The organism is Brevibacillus sp. IT-7CA2, assembly GCF_949767855.1.
In the GTDB taxonomy this organism is placed as follows: domain Bacteria; phylum Bacillota; class Bacilli; order Brevibacillales; family Brevibacillaceae; genus Brevibacillus.
Genome location: NZ_CATKQT010000007.1, coordinates 79,730 through 105,559 on the forward strand (window position 1 = coordinate 79,730; position 25,830 = coordinate 105,559).

Consider the following 25,830-nt stretch of genomic DNA (forward strand, 5'->3'; position numbering starts at 1 on the left):
GACAGAAGAATTAGAGAGGGGATTAGTGAATGCAAGTCATCATTAACCCGATGAAACAGGACACGAACGTCGGGACAATCGTGGCTGGTTTGGAGAAGGGGCTATATGAGCAGCTTGTCTCTGGCTTAGCTGGTTCCGCCCGGCAAGTATTGATGGCGTCATTACAACAAATGTCAGATCGTCCGGTCTGCGTAGTGACGCATAACATGTACCAAGCACAAAAAGTATACGAAGATTTGATCGAGTTGGTTCCCTCTGATCAGGTGTTGCTTTATCCCGGTAATGAGCTGATTGGCTCTGAGCTTGCCATTGCCAGCCCTGAAATGCTGGCGCAGCGAATTCATGTATTCAACCGTCTGGCCCAAGGCTTTACGGGTTTTTTGGTTGCCCCTTTTGCTGGCTTGCGTCGCTTGGTCGTTCCCCCGCAAGTATGGAAGGAAGCACAAATTCAGTTATCCGTCGGTGATGAGCTCGATATCGAGTCCTTTTTGCTCCGATGTATTGAGCTTGGCTATGAGCGAGTAGACATGGTCGAGCGCAAGGGAGAAATGAGTATTCGCGGTGGAATTATCGACTTGTATCCGATCGATTCGGAGTGGCCGGTGCGGATTGAGCTTTTTGATGTGGAGATCGATTCCATCCGTACGTTTGACATGCTCTCCCAACGGTCATTGGAATCCGTTCAGACGTATATTCTCGGTCCGGCAAAAGAAATGATCGCTACGACTCCGTTATTGCAGGAATCGGCTGTTCGCTTAGAACAAAAGCTGGGAGAAACCCTCGCTAATTTGAAGGATGGGGCTGCCAAGGAAAAGGTCATGGAGCGAATCGGCTCTGATGCAGAGAGAATGAAGCAAGGACAGCGTTTTGCACAGCTGTATTCGTACATCTCTGTCATTTACCCGACCGGCGATACATTATTGTCCTATATGCCTTCCGATACCTTGCTGATCGTTGATGAGCCTTCCCGTGTGTTGGATACGGCAGCGCAATTGCAAAAAGAAGAAGGGGAATGGCTGACAGGACGCATCATTCAGGGCGAATATATGTCCAATCTCAGCCTGTCGCGCACGTACGACGAGATCGTGTCGACGAAAAAGCGCCAGATCGTTTACCTCTCCCTATTTTTGAGACAATCACCGAAGACCCAGCCGCAAAACATCGTGAATCTGACTTGCCGCACCATGCAAAACTTCCACGGACAGATGAACGTACTGAAAACAGAACTGGCCCGTTGGAAGAAGTCCCAGGATCAGATCGTCTTTGTCGCAGCTGATTTGGAGCGTGCGAAGCGACTGGAGCGTGTCCTGCATGACTACGAAATGGAAGCGGACGTTTTAACAGATGCAGTGGAGACGGTGCCTCCGGGGCGTCCTACGATCATTTTAGGAAACCTCCAGACAGGCTTTGAGCTGCCGCTAAACAAGCTGGTTGTTATTACGGAAGGTGAAGTATTTACCGCGAAACAGCGCAAGGCACGCAAGGTTCAACAGACGATGAACAACGCGGAGCGTATCAAAAACTACCTCGAGCTCAAACCTGGTGATTTCGTCGTCCACGTCAATCACGGGATTGGAAAATACCTTGGAATTGAAACCAAGGAAATTCTCGGAATTCATAAAGATTACCTTCATATTCAATACGCCGCAGGAGACAGTCTGTTTGTTCCGATTGATCAAATCGACCATGTGCAGAAGTACGTGGCGAGCGAAGAGGCACAGCCGAAGATATACAGCTTGGGTGGCAGCGAGTGGAAACGCGTCAAAAACAAAGTCCAGTCGTCTGTAAAGGATATCGCCGAAGATTTGATCAAACTGTACGCAGCCCGCGAATCGGCTGTCGGTCATATATTCTCTCCCGACACGACAGAGCAGCGTGAATTTGAGTCGATGTTCCCGTATCAGGAAACACAAGACCAGCTCCGCGCGATTTCTGAAGTGAAAGCGGACATGGAGCGCAAACGTCCGATGGATCGCCTCGTTTGTGGGGACGTGGGTTACGGGAAGACAGAGGTTGCGATTCGTGCTGCCTTCAAGGCTGTCATGGACGGAAAACAGGTAGCCGTTTTGGTTCCAACTACGATTCTGGCACAGCAGCATTACGAGACGTTCCGTGAGCGTTTTGCGGAATATCCAATCCGCGTGGAGGTATTGAGTCGATTCCGTTCGCGTAAAGAGCAGAATGCCACACTAAAAGGACTGAAGGAAGGCACAGTCGATGTCGTCATCGGTACGCACCGTCTGCTTTCCAAAGACCTGACATTCCGCGAGCTCGGTCTGTTAATCGTAGACGAGGAGCAGCGCTTCGGTGTGAGCCACAAGGAAAAGCTGAAGCAGATCAAAACGAATGTGGATGTCATGACTCTGACCGCTACGCCGATTCCACGTACTCTGCACATGTCGATGCTCGGTGTGCGTGATTTGTCTGTTATCGAAACACCGCCAGAAAATCGTTTTCCGGTGCAGACGTATGTGATGGATTACAGCCCTGCCCTCGTTCGCGAGGCTATTGAGCGTGAGATGGCTCGTGATGGGCAAGTGTTCTTTCTCTACAACCAAGTACAAGGAATCGAACAGATGGCGGAACAGATTTCTATGCTCGTTCCAGACGCCCGCATCGCTGTAGCGCATGGGCAGATGAACGAAAGCGAGCTGGAAGGCGTCATTCTCGACTTTTTGGAAGGGAATTTTGACGTATTGGTCAGCACGACGATCATTGAGACCGGGGTGGACATCCCGAACGTCAATACGCTGATTATTTACAATGCAGATAAAATGGGCTTGTCCCAGCTGTATCAGCTGCGTGGACGTGTAGGTCGTTCCAATCGAATTGCGTACGCTTACTTTACGTATCAACGGGACAAGGTGCTGACAGAGGTAGCGGAAAAACGTCTGCAAGCCATCAAGGAATTTACCGAGCTCGGCTCTGGTTTCAAGATCGCGATGCGAGACTTGTCCATTCGTGGAGCGGGTAATTTGCTGGGCGCTGAGCAGCATGGTTTTATTAATACGGTCGGATTCGACTTGTACAGCCAGATGCTGAAAGAGGCCATTGATGAGCTGAAGGGCGAAGTCAAACACGAAATTGTCACACCTGTGGAGATCAATCTGCAACTGGATGCCTATATTCCGTCGATGTACATCACGGACAGCCGACAAAAAATCGAGATGTACAAAAAGTTTGTCGCGGTGTCTACCTTGGAAGACGTCGACGATTTGTCAGAGGAGCTGCTAGACCGTTTTGGACCAGTTCCAAAGCCGGTTGATAATCTGTTGACCATTTCCCGTTTGCGTGTGTATGCCTTGAAGCACCACATCACCGAAATTAGCCAAAAGAATCCAGACGAGATCAAATTGTTCCTGCACCCTAGTCAGAACAACAACATCGATGGTGGAGCGCTGTTTGCGCTTACCAGCAACTGGAGCAAGAGGGTTGGGCTGTCGGGTGGACAACAGATCACGATTGCTGTTAAAGTAAAGGGGTTAAAAGAAGATGAGGGCGTGCAGTTGGTTGAAAAGCTGCTGCGTCAATTTCACCAGGTGCGAAGAGACACCGGTACGGAGAGCCCTGTGTCTTAACTGACAAAATGGGCTTGCCCGGGAAGGGAGAACCTTATTTATGAAACGTTCAGTAGCGATTCTATCTTCGGCTGTTCTGGTCGTGGCACTCATGACTGGTTGCGGCGGAAAAGCAGAAGAAGCGAAACAAGAACCAAAAACTCCAGCGAATCAGACAGATGGCGGCAATCAAGCTGCTGCTAACGATCCTTTGGTACAATTCCCTAAACTCACTCTGCCTTACGCAGCAGACCAGAAAGCGGTCATTGTGGAGTATCAAGGAGGAACTGTCACAGGACAAGAGTTCGAAGAGTTCCTGCGTGTCATTAACTTCATGAACCCACAACAAGGCACCATGATTGAAATGGCTGATAGCAACTCGTTGAAAGCTTATGCTCGTGAGTATACAGCTACCAAGGTTATGGCTAGCCGTTCTGACGATGCCATGAAAAAAGAGTCCAAAGAACTCGCTGAGAAAACCTTCGAGAAAATCAAAACGCAGTACATGGGCTTTTTGGGCAAAGATGAAGCTCAGTTCAACAAGCTCTTGGAAGGCCAAGGCGTAACTAAGGACATGATCGTAAATCAGATGGACCTGATCAACCAGTCCATCAATGTGATGAAAAAGAATATCGACGATGCTACGCTGAAGCAAACCTATGATCAAATGGACAAAGCTTCCCGTACCGTTGCTTCTGTTCGCCACATCCTGATTTCTACCGAAAAGCGCAAACCAGAAGAGGCGTTGAAAATCTCCAATGACTTGGTGGCGCGCCTGAAAAAGGGTGAAGACTTCGCGAAGCTGGCAACAGAGTTCACAGATGACCCAGGCAGCAAGGAGTCTGGCGGCTTGTACGAAAATGCAGATGTAACGCAATGGGTACCAGAATTTAAAGAAGCATCCCTGACACAAAAAGTCGGTGAAGTTGGCCCGCCAGTAAAAACTGATTTTGGTTACCATATTATTAAGGTCGAGAATCGCAAAGAAAAGACCTTTGATGAGATGAAGGAACAGCTCCGCGCGAGTTCTTTGGAGAAAGCCTACGATGCTTTCGCCAAGAACGAGCTGGACAAGCTCATTACGAAATTCAACATCCCGCAGTCCAAAAATGATGCTCCGGCGAAGAAATAAGAAGTTCGAAGAAAAACAGGGAATTCGTTTCCCTGTTTTTTCGTTTTCTCGCATATTCTTCAAACATGGGCAAATACTATTATCACTCGCTACCACCCGGGGGAGAGTAATTGAAGTAACTGGTAAAAATTGATACCTTCACCCATAGTTAAAATTAGAATTTGAGGAAAAAATACAACTAACCAACCACCATCTATTCACTACCCACTTCTTACGGGAAAGCGAGGCAACAAGACATGAAAGCAACTGGTATCGTTCGTCGAATTGACGACCTCGGTAGGGTCGTGATTCCTAAGGAGATTCGTCGTACACTGCGCATTCGTGAGGGCGACCCGCTTGAGATTTTTGTGGATCGTGACGGAGAAGTCATTCTCAAAAAGTATTCACCGATTGGAGAATTGGGTGATTTTGCAAAAGAGTACGCGGACTCTTTGTATGAAAGCATGAATCATACCGTACTGATTTCAGACAGGGATACTGTCATTGCTGTGTCGGGGGCATCCAAAAAGGAATACTTGGAGAAACCAATTGGCAGTATTGTCGAGAAATGCTTGGAGGAAAGAAAGACCAGACTGGAGAAAAACACAGGCTCTTATGAAATTTGTCGTGACATGAACGAGACTTATGGCTCGTTCGTCGTTGCACCGATTGTAGCAGGAGGCGATCCAATCGGGTCCGTGATCCTCCTCAACAAAAACGAGTCAACCAAGATGAGTGATTTGGAGATCAAAATGTCGGAAACAGCGGCCGGTTTCCTGGCAAAGCAGATGGAGCAGTAGGATCGATCAGCAAAAACAGCCTCGTACCCCGGGGCTGTTTTTCTTGTGCCTATGGCCTTGTGGTATAATGAACGAAGTTTTAGGTTGGAGAGGAGAAATTTCACGCACATGGCTCAAGAAAAGGCTTCCGTTCAATTTGTGAAAGGCGCGGCGATACTTGGAATTGCCGGTCTTGTCTCCAAGCTGTTAGGCGCTGTATACCGCATCCCATACCAAAACATTGCCGGAGATATCGGCTTGTACGTATATATGCAAGTATACCCGCTGTACACCGCGTTGTTGATTCTAGCGACGGCGGGTTTCCCCATTGCCATCTCCAAGATCGTCTCAGAGCGCGTCGCTGTCGGGGATGCGATCGGGGCGCGCAGGGCGTTTCGAGTAGCCAGTATATCGCTGGTTGTTCTCGGGATCTTTTTCTTCTTACTGTTATATGGAGGAGCACCTATGATTGCTCGTATGATGGGTGATGAGCATTTGATTACCCCGCTCCGAGCAGTAGCTTGGTCACTGCCATTGGTGCCGATGGTTGCGATCTTGCGCGGCTATTTTCAAGGGCATCAAAATATGATGCCGACTGGAGTCTCTCAGGTTGCTGAGCAATTCATTCGAGTGATTTTCATTCTGGTTGCTGCATTCTGGGCGATGAACGTGTATCAGGACCCTTACCTGGCTGGTACAGGTGCCGTTTTTGCAGCTTTTCCAGGTGCCATTGCTGCTATTCTCGTCTTGCTTTGGTATTGGAGAGCGGACAAGAAGATGGGGCAGCTGTCCATCGGTCACGTACAGCAATCGGCAGCGCAATCGTGGACCAATCGTCAAATATTACGTCATCTCTTGACCTACGCCGTTCCGATTTGTATGGGCGCACTGGTTCTGCCGCTTGTTCCGCTTGTAGACTCGATGACCGTCGTCAATATGCTGCAATGGAGCGGGACGCCGGAGGACTTGGCCAAGCTCTTAAAGGGTGCATTTGACCGTGGTCAGCCACTCATTCAGTTTGGTACGTTTTTCGCCACGTCCTTGTCTCTGGCATTAGTGCCTGCGATCAGTGAAGCTGTTGCTCAGCGTCAGCATCAATTGATCTCTCATCGTTCCGAAATCGCGATTCGACTTACCTTCCTGTTGGGATTGCCTGCTTCCTTTGGACTTGCTCTGTTGGCGGAGCCGATCAACGTCATGCTCTACGGAGACAGCAACGGTACCGAGGCCCTCGCTGTACAGTCTTTCACGATTATTTTCGCCACAGTGAGTATTGCCAGCGCGGGGATTTTGCAAGGCTTGGGACGCGTAATGCGACCTGCCCGCAACCTGTTTATTGGTGTGTTGGTGAAGCTCATCCTCAATCTGGCGCTCGTTCCGTTCTGGGGTATTTCTGGTGCAGCAGTGGCCACTGTTTTAGCTTATTTGGTCGCCATGGGACTGAACGTTCTTGCGGTAATCAAATACACAGGAGCACACATTGGATTCCACCAAACGGTGAAAAAGCCATTTGTGTCCGTCGTGGTGATGTCGATTGTCGTGCTGATTGTGGAGTGGCTCGCTAATACAGTGCTCGGCGGTGCCGGACTTTCAAATCGCTTGTTCTATACGCTGGTAGGCTTGATTGCTGTCGGTTCAGGAGCATTGGTCTATTTGCTGGCGCTTTTGAAAACGGGTGGACTTACGAGAAACGATATTCAATTTTTGCCAAAAGGGAAGCGAATTGCTTCGCTGTTAACGAAATATAAGCTCCTCCCAGCGGAGAAAGCAAGAATGAACGAAAAGGAGGCGTGACGTGTGGAAATGAAGAATAAGACCATTACCGTAGTCGGTCTTGGTGCCGGAGATTTGGACCAGCTTCCTTATGGCATCTATCGTACGCTTAAAGCTGCTAAACAGCTGTATTTGCGTACGAAAGAGCATCCGGTCGTAGCCGAGTTGATCGCAGAAGGCATCGCGATTGAGTCCTTTGATGATGTATATGAGCAGCACGATACGTTTTCGGATGTGTACACCGATATTGTGGAGCGGCTTTTTTCACGGGTAAACGAAGCAGGAAGTCTTGTCTATGCCGTGCCAGGTCATCCTTTGGTGGCAGAACGTACCGTGCAGCTGTTGTTGGCAGAGGGACAAAACCGTGGTGTAGAAATAAAAATTGGCGGTGGACAGAGCTTTATCGATCCGTTGTTTGCCCGCCTACATATCGACCCGATCGAGGGATTCTCTTTGCTGGATGGGACGGCGCTCGCTGCTCATCAAGTATCACCGGGCCTGCATACGATTATCGCGCAAGTGTACGATGCCTTTGTGGCTTCTGATGTGAAGCTGACCTTGATGGAAGTGCTGCCGGACGATTACGAGGTGACAGTAGCGACTGCCGTAGGGGTAGCGGGGCAAGAAATCATTGAGACAGTGCCGTTGTATGAACTGGACAGACTCGATCATTTCGGGAATTTGTCCCTGGTGTATGTGCCGCCGACGAAGGATGAGAAGGTATCGTACCGCCAATTCTCCTACTTGAAGGAGATCGTGGCGATCCTGCGCAGTCCGGATGGATGCCCGTGGGATCGCGAGCAAACACATCAAAGCATCCGCAAAAACTTGATTGAAGAGACGTACGAGGTTTTGGAGACGATCGACGACGATGATCCAGATGCGATGTGTGAGGAACTGGGTGATTTGTTGATGCAAATCATGCTGCATTCGCAGATGGCAGCCGAAGACGGATATTTTTCGGTAGATGATGTTGTCGCGACGTTGAATGAAAAGCTAGTTCGCCGTCACCCGCATGTATTCGGGGAAAAGAGCGCGAATGATTCCGAGGAAGCACTGGCGAATTGGCAGGAGATCAAAGCACAGGAAAAAGCAGCAAAAGGCATCGATGTAACGGTCCAATCACAGTTGGCGGGAATACCGCGTGACTTGCCAGCATTGATGTATGCGTACAAGCTACAGAAAAAAGCAGCGCAAGTCGGCTTTGACTGGGACGATATTGCAGACGTGTACAAAAAGGTAGAAGAGGAGTACCGCGAGCTGCAAGAAGCATCAGAGGAGGAACGCGCTGGCGAATTGGGTGATTTGCTATTCGCGGTGGTCAATCTGGCGCGCTTCCTGAAGCTCGATCCGGAGGAAGCCCTCGCATTGACCAACAACAAGTTCAAGAAGCGCTTTTCCTATATTGAAGGCAAGCTGCAAGAGGCGGGTCGTACCTTCGAGCAGACAGACCTGCAAGAGATGGACAAATGGTGGGAGGAAGCCAAACATGAGACTCGATAAATATTTGAAAGTGTCCCGACTGATCAAGCGGCGCACGCTCGCAAAAGAAGTATGCGACAAACAGCGTGTGGAAATCAACGATCGCCCTGCAAAGGCGTCCAGTAACGTGAAAATCGGCGACAAGCTGGCGATCCGTTTCGGACAAAAAATCGTGTCGGTAAAAGTAGAGGACATCAAGGAAAACCCGCGCAAGGAAGAAGCGGCTTCGCTGTATACCGTCATTGGCGAAGTTCCCGTTCCGCGTGATGAAAAAGAAGAAGACGCCTACCTCAAAGGGTAATGTGCGCGCAAAAAGAGACTGCCGAGATGGCAGTCTTTTTTTTAGGCTTTTTTCCCAATCAAAGGATATAATGAGAGTACCTGAAGGCATTTCCGAAGGGATGTGTGCTGTATGCAACAAAACGGAGTTCGAACGGGCTACTTTTTGTCCATTTCGCTTCTGCTATCATCTATCCTGTACTTTTTTGCCTCGAACTGGCCGCTTATGGTCAGGGAGCAAAAGATCGGCGTCAGTGTAGCAATCCTCGTTCTTTTTTATTTATTATCCTATGGACTGCGTTTCATCAAACGACATACGTTTTTGAGCAATTGGCTTCTGGTGGCTGGAGGCTTGGCTTTTGGCATCAGTGTGGCTTTGTTGGGGCAAATATACAATAGTCATGCCGATAGCTACATGCTGTTCGTCGTATGGCTCATTCCGAATTTGCTGTTCGCGATTTTGACGCGGTATCAGCCATTCTATGTCATCACCTATGTCCTTGCTCATTTGGCGATTTATTTCTTTCTCCATCCATCCGTCATTCGTGTAGCGCGTGAAGACGAGTGGTGGTTCATGATGTTTTGGTTGATTGCCTTGGGTAATATCATCTTGTTCTGGCTAACCTCTACGGGGAAATTACATTCCAAGCCGATCTACTACTTATCGTTTCTGACGTTTTCCGTCAGTCTTTTCGGTTCATCCTTCACCGAAGTGTATGGTCCACTCCCTGAGCTTTTATATGTCCTGACGGGCGGGATCCTGTTTGTCACGTTTTTAAAATGGGTGCCGAGTCGCGGGTTTCTGATTGTGACGGCCTCGTTGCTCTCGCTGTTTGTGCTCGTTACATTCATAACCTACATGGTGAAGTATTTCTCAGAAGGCTTCTTTGTTTTGATGCTGCTGCTGACCGCACTCATTGTTTGGGGAGCAGTTACAGGGATTAATTGGCTGCGCAAGGAATCAGCGTATCAAAAAAGCAAATGGGTTGTGTTTTTTCAAGAGGCATTCACAGTTCTCGTCACGACTATCGCTGCATCCATTGGAGCCATTTCGATAGCAGGTCTACTTTTTCTGATCATTGAAGAGGAAACGGTTATTGATTTACTGTTTTTCCTTTCATTAATTGGCTTTATTGGCCCTGTGGTGTTTATGAGCAAGATGAATGCAACGGTACGATATACGCTGCTCTCAATGGGGTATATATTGGGTGTCGGTGCTGTTCTCTTTTTAGAAGGAGCTTACTGGATCGTTTTCCTGTTGGTACTGTTATACGTGTGGAAAGCTGTCTCTGCCATTCCGGCGCGGCTTTTGACACAGCTGACCTTTTTAGTCGTCCTGGCTACGAAGCTGGATGAGTATCTGCCTTCCTTTGAATATGTAATCTTGATCATATTTACTACGCAATTGGCGATGCATTACGTAAAGCAATTGCCAGTCGTTTTGCAAAACAGCTCGTTGGTGTATGCCTTACTCTCACTTTTGATCCTGACTGAGGAACGGTTTCAATCGGGCTCCATGAATGTGGTAGTGAATCTGGCTTTTTTCGCAGTCAGCACGTATTTGTTGTACCGGACATTGCATCAGCAAAATAAGGTGAGATTCGGAATCGTGCTCGGTTTCTGGTTTGCCTTTCTCCTCATGAAGTACTACGACATGCTATGGAGCTTGCTGCACAAGTCACTGAGCCTGCTTCTGCTCAGCCTGGTGTTTTTCATCGCTACCTTGTGGTGGGATCGAAGGTCGAAAATCGAATGGTCGAGAAGCGAGCCTTCCCTTTTTGTGAGAAAAGCGCTTGTGTTGCTTCCTGTCATTTTGCTGCAATTTGTTTTGATTGGCTATCAAGTATGGAGCAGTGAGACAATCCTGGCCAACGGAAAAACGGTGAAGCTGGAGCTGGTCCCAATCGATCCGCGTTCGTTGCTGCAAGGTGATTACGTCAGACTTGGCTACACCATATCTACACTGGACCAGGAACAGGTTGACTCAGGGGAAAAGATTCGAGTCGTACTGCGTCAACAAACAGACGGATTGCACAGCTACAGTGGCTATTATGAGATTGATGGTCAATGGAATCGTAACTACGAGCCTCAGCCATCGGATGTGGTGATTAATGGAAGCACGTTCGGTATCAATCGGGTGGAATACGGCATAGAAAGCTATTTTGTCCCAGAAGGAACCGGACTTGAAGTGGAGCGGAATGCCAAGTACGCTATCGTGAAAATTGGTGAGAGAGGCGATGCCATCCTGGAGAGCCTGTCGAACCAGTAGATAGTACCGAAGAAGAAGCTGCCTATGTCATCGGGCAGCTTCTTTTGCGTGAGGAAGTAAACGTTCTTTGGAATCCATTTGCAACACGATCGATCGGGTGAGGATGACGCCTACGACCACCAGAGAAAAGATAAGGAGTGCCATTAGATAGGTCGGGAGGACAGCTCCCAAAGTGATACCGACTGCCCCCTATGATCCGCGCGCCGGGCACTACGAGTCCGTTCACAGCCATGTAGGAGCTACGCAAATCATCTTTTACAATTTGCGCCAGATAGGTTTGGCGAATGGGAGCGTGAATCAGCTCGCCCATCGTGTTTATAAGCACTGCTGCCAGAATAACGATAAGGGAGTTGCTGTACATGATCAGTGAGTACCCGGCAATATACATCAGTCCACTTATATACAAGGCAGGAGCTTCTTTCAAGTGCTCAATGAGCTTGGTGACGGCAAGAGAGAACAATACCACGAGAAGCGTATTTTCGAGCTGGATCAAGCTGAATATATTGATGCCGGCCAGATCAACAGTAAACCAGTTAAACAAGCCAAAGCTCTGCGGGGCAAACTCCTGAGCAAGTCTGACAGCGATGTGGTTAGGTGTTTGGAATTCCGGTGCAAACCGATACGTTTGGGTGGATCGACTTTTCCAAACTGTGGGTTAAATCATTCGTTACCAGTCTGTAACCCTTTCCTGCCGAACATTTCCTATCATAGTAAGGAATTGTAGAGAAGGAGGCGTTACCGTTGAAAAAAAGCATAAACAAAGGGATCTCAGTGCTTCTGGCCACTACGGTGTTGGCAAGCCCACTGATGCTCGAGCCAAAAGCGGCTTATGCTCTCTCTATTGAGGATGTTTCTGCAGACGATACAGATGTGGATGAGGAAACAGAATATACGATTGAGTTTGAAATCAATAAGGAATTAACAGCGGGGGATAGTATCTACGTTAGATTCCCTTCAGATTATTCGGTAGATAAAAAGCTGAGAACATCAGACATCACGCTTGAAGATGACGATGATGATGAGATCTCGATCGACAGCGTATCCGTCAGCAAAAATGTAGTTGAGATCGAAGTCGATGAAAGGATCAGAAAAGGCACTGTTCTCACATTGACTATTGAAAACATCACCAACCCGGAAGACAAAGGCAGCTATGAGATCGAAGTAAAAACGAGTGAGGAAAATAGCTACAAGGGTAAAAAAATCAGCATCGGCAAATCTTCGAGCAGTAGCAGTAGCAGTAGCAGTAGCAAGGGCGACTTCGAGGCATCTCAGAGCAGTAAAAATGCCGAGGACGGAATCTCTTTAACGCTCGGAAAATTTAATCTCTCTTCAAAAAGCAAGCTGAAAGAGGGCAAATACATCTACGTCAATTTCCCTTCAAGGGACATGCTGCCAAAGAGCATCAGCAAGTCTGAGGTGAAGGTAAACGGGTACAAAGCAGATCAGGTCTCAAGTCTCGATGACGACTCAATTCGGATTGAAATTCCGAGTGGTGCAGATGGTGATAGTTACATAAAACTGGAATTTACTTCTTCAGCCGGAATAGTAAACCCATCCAAACCAGACAAGTACTATTCGTATGAAATTGAATATGACAGCAAGAAATACAAGTCAAAAGATGTAGAGGTTACAGGCACAAGCAATACGCCATTCACCGTTTCTTTGTCGGACAGTTCAGCTGGGGCGCGCACGAGCTATACATTTGAAGCGGATCTTTCCTCCAAGCTGGGGTCGAACGCAGAAATTGAAGTTGAATTCCCAAGTGGGGTAACTGTTCCGCCGATCCTTACCAGCAATAGCGTCACCGTCAATGGTGCTCAAGTGACGAATGTAAGCGTGTTGGGAAATAAGGTTCTTTTCCGAACACCATACGGATTCAATAGCACAAATCGAGCGAGCATCAAGTTTGCATTCGAAGGCTACTTGACCGCTCCGAAAACAGCGGGAACATATACCGTGGCGGCCAAGATTGACAACAAGACCTATAAGTCGAAGGAATTCCAAATCACAGGAATGACTCCACCAGTCGCAGTGGACAATACATTGGCAACGGTTGGGCTGACGAGAGCGACTGCCTCTACTCCTGCTGGTATTTCAATCGGTATCAAAGCCATGGGTGCTCCGATTGTTCGCAATCAGGGCTTCATTGAAGTCGTACTCCCAGTTGGCTTCCGTGTCCCAGCCTACTTGCCAGCGAACACAGTAACGGTGAATGGTGTGGCCGCTAGCTTTGTTGGTGTGCGCGGACAAAATCTGATTATTATTCCTGCCCAGGATATTCCGGCAAAAACAGCAGCTCAGGTCAATATCGCCGAGACAGCTGGCATTGTGAATCCGGCTACTCCCGGTGTGTACAACATTGGCGTCTACAATTCCGAGGAGAGAGGCTTGCTCTTCTCTCGTCCGGCGACCATCGTGTCTCTAAATGGCGTGAGCTTCAAGCAGAGCGTCGCTTCCTTTACGAAGGCTGGTAAAACAACCGGACTCGCAGTGGCACCGTATACCGTAAATGGCAACACGCTGATGCCAACTACGTTTTTCCGTGATGCCCTCGGATTTTCGATCAGCTACACCAAAACGACTGCCAAAGTCGTGAGCGGCAATACGGTTATGCAATTTAAGGTCGGTTCAAACGTAGCGACCATCAATGGCAAAAATGTAACGCTGCCTGCAGCAGTTCAGTTGAAAAACAACGTTCCTACTCTGCCTCTGAAAACCATCACGGAGCGTACCGGTTACAAGATCATCTATGTGAACGGGAACTACACCGTTTACAAGTAAGGATAATTAGACGAAAACCCCGTATTTATACGGGGTCAGAGTGTTGAGAAAGTCCCCTTTCGCAAAAAAGGGGACTTTCTGTGCCATTTTAGGGGGTACAAATATGTCTCCCCACCTTCGTAAAACGCCTTAGAAGCGAATCTAGAAGGTCAAAATTTTTTATCTTAATCCGAGAAATCCAGACTGGGGGTTTCTCGACAGCCTGACCCCGTATTTATACGGGGTTTTCTTTTGTGAAAAACATCTCGATGATTTTCATTAGAGGTAATGCGACCGCTCGCGGTCAACAAAAACGGTCAATACCGTTTTTGTTCTAACAGGACATCCCTCCCCATACGATAGTACAAGAAGGGTACGTGAGGAGGGAGTAATCATGAACGATCACACGAGACGGCCACGTCATGAAGTCGTGATGATTAATCGTCGCAGCTTAGCGATATCGGGAGTAAAAAACGTCGAAAGCTTTGACAGCGAAGAATTCCTCTTGGAGACGGACGGCGGCTTTTTAACCATACGAGGCCAAAACCTGCATATGAAAAATTTGAGTCTGGAAACCGGAGAAGTAGCGATCGAGGGGCTCGTTCACGAGATGGCCTATCTGGAGCAAGGGCAGGCCGGCGATCGGTCGAGAGGATTCTTCGGCAAGTTATTCAAGTGAACATCGCCATCCAGTTACAGACGGTATTGGCCATGTCGACGTGTGGTGCACTGATGGGTATGGGATTCGATACGTACCATGTATTTAAAGGAAAGGCCAGACTGCCACTCTGGTTGGTCTTTTTCTTTGACATCCTGTTTTGGGTGGGCAGTATGGGCGCTGTCTTCTTGATTTTGGTGAAAGTGAACGACGGGATTATTCGGTTTCCGATATTTTTTGGAATGATCTTTGGCGCGTGGCTGTATTTCTTATTAGGTAGTAAGAAGTATATCCTTTTCTTGCACCGCGTGATAAAATTCTGTCAGTGGTTTTACCGTACGGTTGTAAAAATTATAGACTTCCTGCTTGTACGTCCTGTGCTCTTTCTTTTCCGAGTGATCATCATGGTGCTGACATTTTTGTATTCTGTGTTGCTCGCGATCCTCGGCTTTTTGTGGAAAGTGACGCGTTTTGTCACCTCTCCTTTTGCCAGATGGGGTCAACATTTGGGGAAAAAAATGTTCGGAAAAACAACAGGATTTTGGACCAATTGGAAGAATTGGTTTCACTCAAAGAGAAAACGGGAGTAGATTCGAGGTGGTCGTACTGATGAAGGAAGCAAGAACCTCTTCCATTAACCGAAAAGGGCAAAGAAGGAGAATGCGTCTCTTTTTCTTTGTGATCCTGTGCTTTTTCGTCTGGACTAGCTATACCTTGTTTTTGCAAAGTGGCGAGTTGTCCAAGAAGGAGACAGAGCTGGAAGCCCTGAAGCAAGAATCAGCGGTCTTGCAGCAAAAACAAGAGGATCTGACCTATGAAGCAAGCCGGCTAAACGATCAGGAGTACTTGGCGGAGCTGGTACGTAAGCGAATTTTGTTTACCAAGCAAGGCGAAAGCATCTATATCATTCCGGATTGAGTATACAGCTGATCTTCAACGAGAGGGAGGCATTCCACGTCATGGAGATCGAGGTCGGGAGCATACTGGAAGGGAAAGTCACGGGTATCACCAAATTCGGAGCGTTTGTTCAACTGCCGGGCGATGTGACCGGACTGGTGCATATTAGTGAAATTGCTGACGTCTACGTCCGGGACATCCATCAATTTTTAAAAATAGGAGATACGGTAAAAGTAAAAGTCCTCAGCCTCCGTGAGGGCAAGATCGGGCTTTCTATCAAAAAAACAATGGTAAAGGAACGGCCACCCCGCTATCAGCGGGAGCGAAGTGAAGGCTTTGAAGAAAAGCTGAACCGCTTTTTGAAAGAAAGTGAAGACAGGCAGTCCTCCTTGAAGAAAAGCGTAGAGAAAAAGGGCCGCGGTCGGTCTTTTTGATTCGGAAAATTATGACTTTTCTTTCTTTGTGAAAAGCGCATTTTGACTGTAAAAATAGGAAGGTCATTTCAAAGTCTTGACGAATAGAGTATCCTAAGCCCGTTTCGCAAAGCGCGAATCACCTGTCAGCCGACGTTATCCGCCATAACGTCGGTTTTTTTTGTCCATTTGCGTTACTGAATTTGTCGCACGATTCTGTGAATATTCATTGGATTTTTGACAAATTTTACAATGCCCCCTCCGTATAATGGAGAAACACATTGACCAAGAACGGGGTGGAGCGAAATGATTGCGAACAAAAACGTAACACAAGCCGGACAGGCTTGGACGCGGCAAGTGTCCGATCGAATGGGTACCACTGCCCAGACGTGGGGAGAAAAAGCAGCAGATTTCATAGAGAAGTGGAATGTTCTCCCCATCCTCATGGGCTTCTTATTAGGACGAGCTCTAATCGTGGAAGAGCTAACCCCCTTTGCTATACCGTATTTCATTGTCATGTTTTATATTCGTCGAGATTGTTTGCTTGTCACGGGGATGGCTCTTATTATCGGCGCTTTTACCCAGTCGGTGCCTGTTGGACTGGAAACCGCCTTGAGCGTGATACTTGCCTTGTTTGCCTGCAAACTGATGAATAAAATGCGCAACAAAGATTTTTCACGGACGCCTTTGCTGGTCGTCGGGACAATTTTCATCAGCCGTCTGTTGTATGCGGTTCTGACCAATCAGGTAACGACCTACGAGCTCGTGATGGTAGCAGTGGAAGCGATTCTTGGCTTTGTACTGACGCTCATCTTCATCCAGTCTTTATCGATCATTCATTTGGCGAAGCCTTATGAGCCTCTCAAAAATGAAGAGATCGTTTCGTTAGTCATTTTACTGGCTTCCTTGATGACGGGTACTGTGGATTGGATGGTCGAAGGCATTTCGATGGAGCATGTACTTACACGCTATTTGCTGCTCGTCTTTGCTTTTGTCGGTGGTGGCACGATCGGTGCGGCTGTTGGTGTGGTTACAGGTCTCATCCTCAGTCTGGCGAATGTGAGTGCTCTTTTACAAATCAATCTGCTCGCTTTTTCCGGTCTTCTGGCAGGCTTGCTGAAGGAAGGCGGCAAAGTGGGCGTATCTGCAGGCTTGTTGATCGGTACGGCTATTCTTGCGATTTACGGTGGAGCAGAAGAGACACTCTACTTCTCCTTGATTGAAACCTCTCTGGCCATTGTGCTCTTCATTCTGACCCCCGCTGCTCTTTGGAAAAAAGTAGCCCGATTTATCCCCGGGACTCCCGAGAATCTACAATCCCATCAAGAATACATGCGCAGAGTCCGCGATGTGACAGCGGGCAAGATCCAGCAATTCTCCGATTTGTTTACGCAACTCTCCAATAGCTTTGCCCAGACAGCCGATCCTGAAGAAATAGAAGAACAGGCCGATGCCTTTCTTAGCCGCGTATCTGAATTCACCTGCCAGAAATGCTGGAAAAAAGAACAATGCTGGGAAAAAGATACGCAATCGACCTATGAGGGAATGCGCTTTTTAATGGAAAAAGTGTACGAGAATGGTACCTTGGCTGGCGTTACACCGCCGCGTGATTGGGAGCGCAAGTGTGTCAAAACCGAAAAGGTCATGACTGTAATGGAGCAGGAATACGATCGCCAGCAATCGTTTGACCAACTGAAAAAGCAGGTAAAGGAAAGCCGGATGCTCGTAGCTGACCAGCTATCGGGAGTCTCGCGTGTCATGAGTGATTTTGCCCGGGAAATACAACGGGAGGGCATGGAGCTGAGCTTTCAGGAAAAGCAGGTCTCACAAGCATTGGAGGGCTTGGGTCTGTCGGTACGCCGCGTAGAAATACACAGCTTGGAAGAAGGGAAGGTCGATATCGAAATCAGTCAGCCGACTTGCTATGGCCGCGATGAATGCGCGAAGATCGTGGCTCCCATGCTCACGGAGATTTTGGGAGAAAACATTGTGGTTCGCGAGCGGCATTGTGAAGCGCAAAAAGACGGTTCATGCACGATGTGCCTTGCTTCCGCCAAAACATATGAGATCGATATCGGGGTCGCAGGTGCAGCCAAGGACGGCAAGCTATTATCTGGTGACAGCTTCCGCACGATGGATTTGGGTAATGGAAAAATGGCGCTGGCGATCAGCGATGGAATGGGAAATGGCGAGCGGGCATCCATAGAGAGTCAGTCCGCCCTCGATATGCTCCAGCAGCTTTTGCGTTCTGGTATGGACGAAAAAATTTCGATCAAAACCGTTAACTCCGTGCTCGCCCTGCGCTCCAAGGAGGAAATGTTTGCGACGGTGGATTTGGCTCTGATCGATTTGCAAACAGCTCATACGCGTTTTGTAAAAATCGGCTCCACCCCGAGCTTTGTCAAAAGAAATAAAGATGTCATCACGATCACCGCCAACAACCTGCCAGTGGGGATTTTGGAAGAAATCGAGGTGGATGTCGTATCTCGTATGCTCAAGCCAGGTGATTTGCTCGTAATGATGTCCGACGGCATCTATGAGGCGCCGCGCCATATTGAGAATAGGCAAGCGTGGATGAAGCGAATCATCAGTGAACTGGAGACGAATGACCCACAGGAGGTCGCTGATTTACTGTTGGAAAAAGTTATTCGCCAGCATTCCGGACAAATTGTTGATGACATGACTGTGTTGGTGGCGCGAATTGACCGCTTTGTACCACAGTGGGCTGCCATCGCGGTGCATGGGATGGAGAAGCTCGAGCGTCCACGGATTGTGAGTTAGAAGTATGTTTTCTCTATTACCCGTCGATACTGTTGCTAAAAATACCCTGCGAAGTGAAGTGGATGAACGATCGCTACACGGAGCTGGGGCTGACAAAACAGATCGAATGGGGAGATTATTGTGAAAGAAGCGACACTTCGTCAAATACTGGTAGTGACAGACGGCTGCTCCAACTCGGGGATGAGTCCCGTTGCTGCAGCGGCATTGGCACGAGAGCAAGGAATTACGGTCAATGTGATTGGCGTAATCGACAAGAGTGAGCTGGGTGAGAAAGGGGAGAAGGAAATTAGGGATATTGCGGAAGCAGGCGGTGGACTCTGCGACATCGTGTACCCCCAACAGCTTGCGCAAACGGTACAAATGCTGACGCGAAAAGCAATGACGCGCACCATTCATCAAGTGGTTAATAAAGAATTAAAAGAGATTTTAGGCGATTCCGGAATAGAGGAGCTGGCACCTGATAAAAGAGTGCAGGTTGCCGGAATGGTTGACGAGTTAGGTGAAAAAAGCAGCTTGAACGTCGTGATGCTGGTGGATACCTCAGGAAGTATGAAGCCAAAGCTGTCGGCTGTTCAGCAAGCGATACACGATTTCAGTATTAGTTTGCATTCGCGGAGTGGACAAAGCAGAATGGCGGTCGGTTCATTTCCGGGGAAACAAAAGCATCTAGATATCCGCATTCCGTGGACAGAAAAGGTCGAGCAGGCCCATCAAATTACGAGTGATTTGGCGATGAGCGGAATTACTCCTACAGGCCCCGCCATCGTAGAGGCAATTGCCCTGTTTGAGCAGGACAAGCTCCCACGCACGCTGCAAGAGCGTTACATCGACCAAGACGAAGAGGACGACTCGAACGGAATGCTGCGTGACCATGTCTTTTAAGGCAGCCACCCCCGACCTGCCCAAGCACTTTACAGGCAAGTGGAACAAAAAATCGTACCACGTCTTACGGGAGTTGGGGCGTGGTGCAAACGGGACCGTGTACTTGGTATCCCAAGGTGGCGTCCAGCGCGCGGTTAAGGTCGGTGTGGAAGGCATAGATATTTTAATGGAAGTGAATGTGTTGAAAAGCACACAGCAGGGGCGGGATTCCAAAGTGGGACCGCTCCTGTGTGACGTGGACGATCTCATTGTAAACGGGAAGGCCTGTACGTTTTATGCCATGGAGTATCTTCAAGGCTTGCAATTGGATGAACATATCAAGCAAGAGGGTACGGACTGGGTGGCCGTGATGATGGTTCAATTGCTGGCGCGACTGGATGTTTTGCACCAGCATGGCTATATTTTTGGTGATTTGAAACCGCAGAATGTGATGGTTACCCAAACGGACAAGCAGGTACGCTTGATTGATTTCGGTGGAGTGACCAAGCTGGGCAACGCCGTTCGGCAGTTTACAGAAGAGTATGATCGAGCTTTTTGGCACGCAGGTGATAGACGGGCTGAAGTAAGTTATGACCTGTTCTCGACAGCCGTGATGATGGTGCGTCTGACGGTTGGACCGGAAACGTGGAAAAACAGCCTTGGTGACCCACGTCACACGATATTACTCTGTGATATAATACGAAAAAGTGACAGCCTGTACCCTTATCGGGAGCCTTTATTGAAGGCGTTTCACGGTAAGTTTGCGACCGCGAAAGAAATGCGAGCGGAGCTGTTGGCAGTCTTGCGAGATAGCATGAGCGCCAAACCGCAAAAGCCGCAAAAGAAAACACGGACGAAAGGGAGCGCAGGGGCGGGAATTAGCGGTCTTTTTGTCGCCTCGTTACTCTTATTGGCTGGCACTTTGTATTACGCATGGTTTATGTGAAGGATGTGACGGTTCGTGTCCTCAGATTTGGTGATGGATACTTGCTTGTTGGCAGGCTCGATAATATTGAAAAACGGTGGAGAGACATACCGGACGGAAGAGACAATGGCATTGATTGCGAAGGCTGCGGGGATGGATGACGTCAACAGCTCTGCTACGCCTACGAGCATCATTCTGTCCTTTCGTTGCAGTGGACAGGATCATACAAGAATGGTTCGTACCCCGAAACGTACGACCAACCTCAATAAAATTACGCTCGTGAATGATGTTTCCCGACAGTTTGTCGGTGGGAAAATTAATTTGGAGCAAGCCTATCGGACGCTGCGTGAGATCGATCAGAAAAGGCAGATCTATCCGAAATGGTTGCAGCATTTAGCAGCCGCTACAGCCAGTGGCTCCTTTTCTATGCTTGCAGGGGGAGATTGGGGCAGTCTGATTCCTTCTGCGATGGCCGGGTTGATTGTGAACCTGAGCCAGGAATATTTAGAACAGTTTGTCCGGATGAAGTTTTTTACGGAGTTCTCCGCCGCTTTACTTGGGGGGCTTTTCGCCTTGTTAAGCGTAACGATCTTTCCGCAGCTGCATTTAAGCATCATTATTATTGGCGCGATGCTTCCGTTGTTCCCGGGGATCGCCATCACCAACTCGCTTCGGGATTTGATGGCTGGTGATTTGGTTGCAGGTGTTTCACGCGGAGTAGAAGCCATGCTGACAGCTGTCTCCGTAGCGGTAGCCACGGCCATTATTCTTTCGTTTACGAGGTGAGTACGATGTTGTTACAAGGATTGGCGCTTAGCTTCGCCTCTTCAGTAGCGTGGTGTGTGCTGTTCAATGTGCCGGTTCGAACAATCGTAGCGGGTGGTTTAGCCGGAGTGGTCGGTTTTCTCGTCTACTCCATTCTTCCTATCTACGGTGCAGAGGTCTTGTTGTCGACGTTTGTTTCAGCTGCTGCTGTCTCTTTGCTCAGTCAGCTCTTATCTATTATACTGCGAGTTCCTTCTACGAATTTTAGCGTCGCGGGCATTATTCCACTTGTACCGGGATCGTTGGCTTACAAAGCCATGCTTGCCTTCGTGAATAATGATTATGTTGGAGGGATTACTCTGGCGACCAAGACATTGATGGTGGCCGGCGCGATTGCTTCTGGACTTATATTTGGAATTTCGGTTCTGACGATTTGGAAAGGAGCCCGCTATGCTGGCAAGCGTGCGCAACGAGATTGAGTCCGAGGGACTTTTGCTTCCAGGTGAGACCGTTGTTGTCGGAATTTCCGGCGGCAACGATTCTACCGCACTGTTGCATATATTGGCTTCTCTCAATAAACAATACCAGTATCATTGGAAGCTGCATGGTGTCCATCTGAACCACGGCTTTCGTGGGGAAGAAGCAAGGCAGGACGCGCTCTATGCAGAAGAGCTATGTCGTGAACTCGGCGTGGCTTTCCACCTGTTTGAGTATGACGTTCCCGCTTATATGGAGAAAACGGGACTGGGCGGGCAAGAAGCAAGTCGCGACATTCGCTATCGGCTTTATCGAGAGGTAGGTCTGGCGCAAGGGGCGACCAAGCTGGCATTGGCCCATCATGCTGACGATCAGGTAGAAACGATTCTCTTTCGTTTTGTGCGAGGCAGCAGGTTGCATGGACTGACAGGGATGCCGAAGCGAAGAATGCTTGCGGATTGCCCGATTGAGCTCGTGCGTCCGCTCTTGCATAAAACGCGTCAAGAACTGGAAGGCTACTGTCGGGAACATCAACTCGTCCCTCGTGAGGATAGCAGCAACCAATCACGCAAGTATACGCGCAATCTGCTGCGTCTGAATGTCATGCCCTTATTGGAAAAAGTGAATGACAAGTATCGAGAGCATATCTTGGCTACTGCGGAGGCAATCCGTCAGGACGAAGCGCTTTTAATGAGGCTGGCACGGGAGCAGTTGAAAGAGGTAACCATTGAGAAAAAACCAGAAGCATTTTTGATGGACAATGACAAGTTTCAAACTTGTGACGTTGCTTTACAAAGGAGAATGATTACTCTAATATTAAGTTATCTCTCAAAACATACCGAATGGTCTTCGCAACATGTGGAGACCGTTTTGCACATGCTAGGGGGAAGTCGCCCTTCTGCGGAATTGCATTTGCCGAATGACCTGGTAGTCGACCGGGTGTACGAGCGAATCAATTTTCGTCGTAGGAAGCGACAGGATCGCATACATACGTATAGTTACGAGCTCGCCGTTCCCGGTGTAACCTGGATCGACGAGAGCAAGGCCACGGTACATATTACTTACCTGGAAGGTCCCATGGATTGGGAGCGACTCCCGGCGAATGAAGCGGTCTTTGATGCCGATCAGTTGCTAGGATCGCTGTATTTGCGTAACCGAAAACCTGGAGACCGCATCACCCTGTTTGGCTCAGCAGATGGAAAGAAGCTGAAGGATTTATTGATTGATGCCAAAGTTCCGCGAGCATGGCGTGACAAACTTCCGCTTTTGACGGCGGGCGATGAGGTGATTTTGGTACCAGGTGTGCGCCGTTCCGCCGTAGCGCCTGTCAATGGACAGACCAGGCGTTTTCTACACGTGCGGGTAGAGTTTGGAGAAGATTGGCGGGAGGTTTTTTCATGAATCAAGACATCGAGAAGATTTTGCTATCAGAAGAGGATATCGCGGTAAAAGTTCAAGAATTAGGCAAGACGCTGGCTGCAGAATACAAGGATAAAAATCCGTTGGTCATCTGCGTGCTGAAAGGCGCAGTCGTTTTCATGGCTGATCTGATCCGTCACATGGATATTCCGTGCGAAATGGATTTCATGGCTGTTTCCAGCTACGGAAGCGGGACAGAATCCTCTGGCATGGTGAAAATCTTGAAGGATCTCGATACATCTGTGCAAAACAGACATGTGCTGGTTGTAGAAGACATCATGGACAGTGGGCTGACGCTGAGCCGCTTGGTAGAGCTGTTGCGCCATCGGGAAGCTGCTTCTGTAAAAGTGGTGACTCTCTTGAACAAACCAGAGCGTCGCAAGGTGGATATTTCACCAGACTATAAGGGTTACGATGTTCCAGACGAATTCGTTGTGGGATACGGCTTGGACTATGACGAGCACTACCGTAACTTGCCTTATATCGGTGTATTGAAGCCTGAGGTCTACACAAAGTAGCTTTGTTGTGGAGACTGTGCTTTCTATGATAAAATGTGAAAAGTGTCTGTTCGTGAGAGGAGGTAAGGAATGAATCGCTTTTTTCGTAATACCGGGTTCTACCTACTGATTTTTCTTGTCACGGTCGGGATCGTGAATTTCATCCTCTCCGGTACTGATAAGGTTGGGAAACTTACATATCAGGAATTCCGGGTACAGCTAAAAGCTGACAACGTCACTGAGTTGGCGATTCGACCAGAGAATGGTACTTACAGGGTCGAAGGTACGTTAGCAAAAGCTATTCCGGGACAGGAAAGTAACAAATTTTTTACCAATGTTCCTTTGTATGATTCTGATGTTGTTAAGCTAGTCGAAGAGAAAATCGATGCACAAAAGATGAAGAGTGTAGTTGTCAATCCTGCCGAGGGTAACAGCATTTGGCTCACGTTCTTGACCTCTATCATTCCGTTTGTCATCATCTTCATCCTGTTTTTCTTTCTTCTGAACAACGCGCAAGGTGGCGGAAGCCGAGTAATGAACTTCGGTAAAAGCCGCGCGAAGCTTTACAACGAAGAGAAGAAACGAGTTACCTTTGACGACGTAGCAGGAGCGGACGAAGAAAAGGCGGAGCTGGAGGAAGTCGTTGATTTCCTGAAAGACAACCGTAAGTTCAATGCGGTTGGCGCTCGTATTCCAAAAGGGGTACTGCTCGTAGGACCTCCGGGTACAGGTAAAACCTTGCTCGCTCGCGCTGTTGCAGGCGAAGCTGGTGTACCGTTCTTCAGTATCTCCGGTTCTGACTTCGTGGAAATGTTCGTTGGGGTGGGTGCATCCCGCGTACGTGACCTGTTTGAAAATGCGAAGAAAAATGCTCCTTGCATTATCTTTATTGACGAGATTGACGCCGTGGGTCGTCAACGCGGAGCTGGACTCGGCGGCGGCCACGACGAACGCGAGCAAACTCTCAACCAGTTGCTCGTAGAGATGGACGGTTTTGGTGGAAACGAAGGAATCATCATGATTGCTGCGACCAACCGACCTGACATTCTCGACCCGGCTCTCTTGCGTCCGGGACGTTTTGACCGTCAAATTACAGTTGATCGTCCTGATATCAAAGGCCGTGAAGCGGTGCTCAAGGTTCATGCCCGTAACAAGCCGATTGGTGAAGACGTGAAGCTGGACGTGATTGCTCGCGGTACATCGGGCTTCACGGGCGCAGATTTGGAGAACTTGTTGAATGAAGCAGCTCTCTTGACTGCCCGCAGAAACAAAAAGCAAATCAACATGACTGAGGTAGATGAAGCGATTGACCGCGTGATTGCGGGTCCAGCGAAGAAGTCTCGCGTAGTGAGCGAAGACGAACGACGTCTGGTTGCCTTCCACGAAGCAGGTCATACGATCATCGGATACCACCTGAGAAATGCAGAAATGGTACATAAGGTAACAATCATTCCGCGCGGCCAAGCTGGCGGATACACAGTGATGCTGCCGAAAGAAGACCGTTTCTTTGCTACCAAAACGGACCTGCTCGACAAAATCGTCGGTCTGTTGGGTGGACGTGTTGCGGAGGAAATAGTGCTTGGGGACATTAGTACCGGCGCACATAATGACTTCCAGCGCGCGACTGCTATCGCTCGCAGCATGATTACCGAATACGGAATGAGCAAGCTCGGTCCTATGCAGTTCGGTAAGAGTCAAGGACAGGTATTCCTGGGCCGTGACTATGGCAATGAGCGTAACTACTCCGATCAGATTGCATACGAAATCGATCAGGAAATGCAAAATATTATCCACGAGTGCTACGCGAAGTGTACCGAATTGCTGACGACGCACCGTGATCAGCTCGATCTGATTGCAAACACGCTGCTCCGTGTAGAGACTCTCGATGCTGAGCAGATCAAGCAATTGATCGAAACAGGTAAAATGGATAACGATCCAGATGCAAATAAAGATGTGGTCGTGAACATTCAACCGAAGCTGGAAGAAGTAAAAGAAGAACCAAAGCAAGAAGATACAAACGAAGAACCGAAACAATAAGGGGCGCCTCAGGTGCCCTTTTTTGCAATATCGGAAAGTATTAGGTTACGTTTTTAAAAGGTGTCGATGAACCAATAAAGCTGGTGAGAA

The 25,830-nt window shown here is 48.5% G+C and carries 21 protein-coding genes; 20 read left to right on the top strand and 1 reads right to left on the bottom strand.

Features of this window, described 5'->3' with window-relative positions:
* The first annotated feature begins 29 nt into the window (after positions 1 to 29).
* From mfd to ACM6JA_RS04925, 7 genes are all read left to right on the top strand, one after another.
* Positions 30 to 3,578 (top strand): transcription-repair coupling factor, encoded by a 3,549-nt coding sequence (gene mfd, locus ACM6JA_RS04895; protein WP_414851419.1) that lies wholly within the window; start codon positions 30 to 32, stop codon positions 3,576 to 3,578.
* Between the two features lie 40 nt (positions 3,579 to 3,618).
* The gene (locus ACM6JA_RS04900; protein ID WP_414851420.1) at positions 3,619 to 4,689 is read left to right on the top strand and encodes a peptidylprolyl isomerase; all 1,071 of its coding nucleotides are present in this window, start codon (positions 3,619 to 3,621) and stop codon (positions 4,687 to 4,689) included.
* 236 nt (positions 4,690 to 4,925) lie between these two features.
* The gene (gene spoVT / locus ACM6JA_RS04905) at positions 4,926 to 5,468 is read left to right on the top strand and encodes a stage V sporulation protein T (RefSeq protein ID WP_007726425.1); all 543 of its coding nucleotides are present in this window, start codon (positions 4,926 to 4,928) and stop codon (positions 5,466 to 5,468) included.
* A 108-nt stretch (positions 5,469 to 5,576) separates the two neighbouring features.
* Complete coding sequence (locus ACM6JA_RS04910) at positions 5,577 to 7,241, top strand: polysaccharide biosynthesis protein (protein ID WP_007726423.1); 1,665 nt, start codon at positions 5,577 to 5,579, stop codon at positions 7,239 to 7,241.
* 9 nt (positions 7,242 to 7,250) lie between these two features.
* Positions 7,251 to 8,723 (top strand): nucleoside triphosphate pyrophosphohydrolase, encoded by a 1,473-nt coding sequence (mazG, locus tag ACM6JA_RS04915; RefSeq protein WP_414851442.1) that lies wholly within the window; start codon positions 7,251 to 7,253, stop codon positions 8,721 to 8,723.
* Positions 8,710 to 9,003 (top strand): RNA-binding S4 domain-containing protein, encoded by a 294-nt coding sequence (locus ACM6JA_RS04920; protein ID WP_012683879.1) that lies wholly within the window; start codon positions 8,710 to 8,712, stop codon positions 9,001 to 9,003. The genes mazG and ACM6JA_RS04920 overlap by 14 nt, the downstream gene beginning before the upstream one ends.
* A 111-nt stretch (positions 9,004 to 9,114) precedes the next feature.
* Positions 9,115 to 11,250 carry a GDYXXLXY domain-containing protein gene (locus ACM6JA_RS04925; protein WP_414851421.1) on the top strand — a complete coding sequence of 712 codons (2,136 nt, stop codon included), beginning with the start codon at positions 9,115 to 9,117 and terminating at the stop codon, positions 11,248 to 11,250.
* Positions 11,251 to 11,272: 22 nt separating this feature from the next.
* Here the strand turns inward: ACM6JA_RS04925 and ACM6JA_RS04930 are convergent, their stop codons facing one another.
* The gene (locus ACM6JA_RS04930; protein ID WP_414851422.1) at positions 11,273 to 11,791 is read right to left on the bottom strand and encodes a hypothetical protein; all 519 of its coding nucleotides are present in this window, start codon (positions 11,789 to 11,791) and stop codon (positions 11,273 to 11,275) included.
* 200 nt (positions 11,792 to 11,991) lie between these two features.
* Here ACM6JA_RS04930 and ACM6JA_RS04935 point away from each other — a divergent pair, with 200 nt between their 5' ends.
* The 13 genes from ACM6JA_RS04935 to ftsH all read left to right on the top strand — a co-directional run bounded on the left by ACM6JA_RS04935 (position 11,992) and on the right by ftsH (position 25,740).
* Positions 11,992 to 14,031: a copper amine oxidase N-terminal domain-containing protein gene (locus ACM6JA_RS04935; protein WP_414851423.1), complete on the top strand. Its 2,040-nt coding sequence runs from the start codon at positions 11,992 to 11,994 to the stop codon at positions 14,029 to 14,031.
* 373 nt (positions 14,032 to 14,404) lie between these two features.
* Positions 14,405 to 14,689, top strand: a complete 285-nt coding sequence (yabP, locus tag ACM6JA_RS04940) for a sporulation protein YabP (protein WP_007726414.1) — start codon at positions 14,405 to 14,407, stop codon at positions 14,687 to 14,689.
* Complete coding sequence (gene yabQ, locus ACM6JA_RS04945) at positions 14,686 to 15,258, top strand: spore cortex biosynthesis protein YabQ (RefSeq protein WP_414851425.1); 573 nt, start codon at positions 14,686 to 14,688, stop codon at positions 15,256 to 15,258. The genes yabP and yabQ overlap by 4 nt, the downstream gene beginning before the upstream one ends.
* Positions 15,259 to 15,277: 19 nt before the next feature.
* The gene (locus tag ACM6JA_RS04950; protein WP_007726411.1) at positions 15,278 to 15,586 is read left to right on the top strand and encodes an FtsB family cell division protein; all 309 of its coding nucleotides are present in this window, start codon (positions 15,278 to 15,280) and stop codon (positions 15,584 to 15,586) included.
* 41 nt (positions 15,587 to 15,627) lie between these two features.
* Positions 15,628 to 15,999, top strand: a complete 372-nt coding sequence (locus ACM6JA_RS04955) for a S1 RNA-binding domain-containing protein (RefSeq protein ID WP_173620741.1) — start codon at positions 15,628 to 15,630, stop codon at positions 15,997 to 15,999.
* A 285-nt stretch (positions 16,000 to 16,284) separates the two neighbouring features.
* Positions 16,285 to 18,759 carry a stage II sporulation protein E gene (gene spoIIE / locus ACM6JA_RS04960; protein ID WP_414851426.1) on the top strand — a complete coding sequence of 825 codons (2,475 nt, stop codon included), beginning with the start codon at positions 16,285 to 16,287 and terminating at the stop codon, positions 18,757 to 18,759.
* Positions 18,760 to 18,879: 120 nt separating this feature from the next.
* Complete coding sequence (locus tag ACM6JA_RS04965) at positions 18,880 to 19,641, top strand: vWA domain-containing protein (RefSeq protein WP_007726408.1); 762 nt, start codon at positions 18,880 to 18,882, stop codon at positions 19,639 to 19,641.
* Entirely contained in the window at positions 19,631 to 20,566 is a 936-nt protein-coding gene (locus ACM6JA_RS04970) for a serine/threonine protein kinase (RefSeq protein WP_414851443.1), read from the top strand. Before ACM6JA_RS04965 ends, ACM6JA_RS04970 begins: the two co-directional genes overlap by 11 nt.
* 15 nt (positions 20,567 to 20,581) lie before the next feature.
* Positions 20,582 to 21,331, top strand: a complete 750-nt coding sequence (locus ACM6JA_RS04975) for a threonine/serine exporter family protein (protein ID WP_414851427.1) — start codon at positions 20,582 to 20,584, stop codon at positions 21,329 to 21,331.
* 5 nt (positions 21,332 to 21,336) lie between these two features.
* Positions 21,337 to 21,789, top strand: a complete 453-nt coding sequence (locus ACM6JA_RS04980) for a threonine/serine exporter family protein (RefSeq protein WP_414851428.1) — start codon at positions 21,337 to 21,339, stop codon at positions 21,787 to 21,789.
* Positions 21,761 to 23,188 carry a tRNA lysidine(34) synthetase TilS gene (tilS, locus tag ACM6JA_RS04985; RefSeq protein WP_414851429.1) on the top strand — a complete coding sequence of 476 codons (1,428 nt, stop codon included), beginning with the start codon at positions 21,761 to 21,763 and terminating at the stop codon, positions 23,186 to 23,188. The genes ACM6JA_RS04980 and tilS overlap by 29 nt, the downstream gene beginning before the upstream one ends.
* On the top strand, positions 23,185 to 23,724 hold the full coding sequence (hpt, locus tag ACM6JA_RS04990) for a hypoxanthine phosphoribosyltransferase (protein ID WP_017246961.1): 540 nt from the start codon (positions 23,185 to 23,187) through the stop codon (positions 23,722 to 23,724). Before tilS ends, hpt begins: the two co-directional genes overlap by 4 nt.
* Before the next feature lie 69 nt (positions 23,725 to 23,793).
* Positions 23,794 to 25,740 (top strand): ATP-dependent zinc metalloprotease FtsH, encoded by a 1,947-nt coding sequence (gene ftsH, locus ACM6JA_RS04995; RefSeq protein WP_414851430.1) that lies wholly within the window; start codon positions 23,794 to 23,796, stop codon positions 25,738 to 25,740.
* The last annotated feature ends 90 nt before the right edge of the window (positions 25,741 to 25,830 follow it).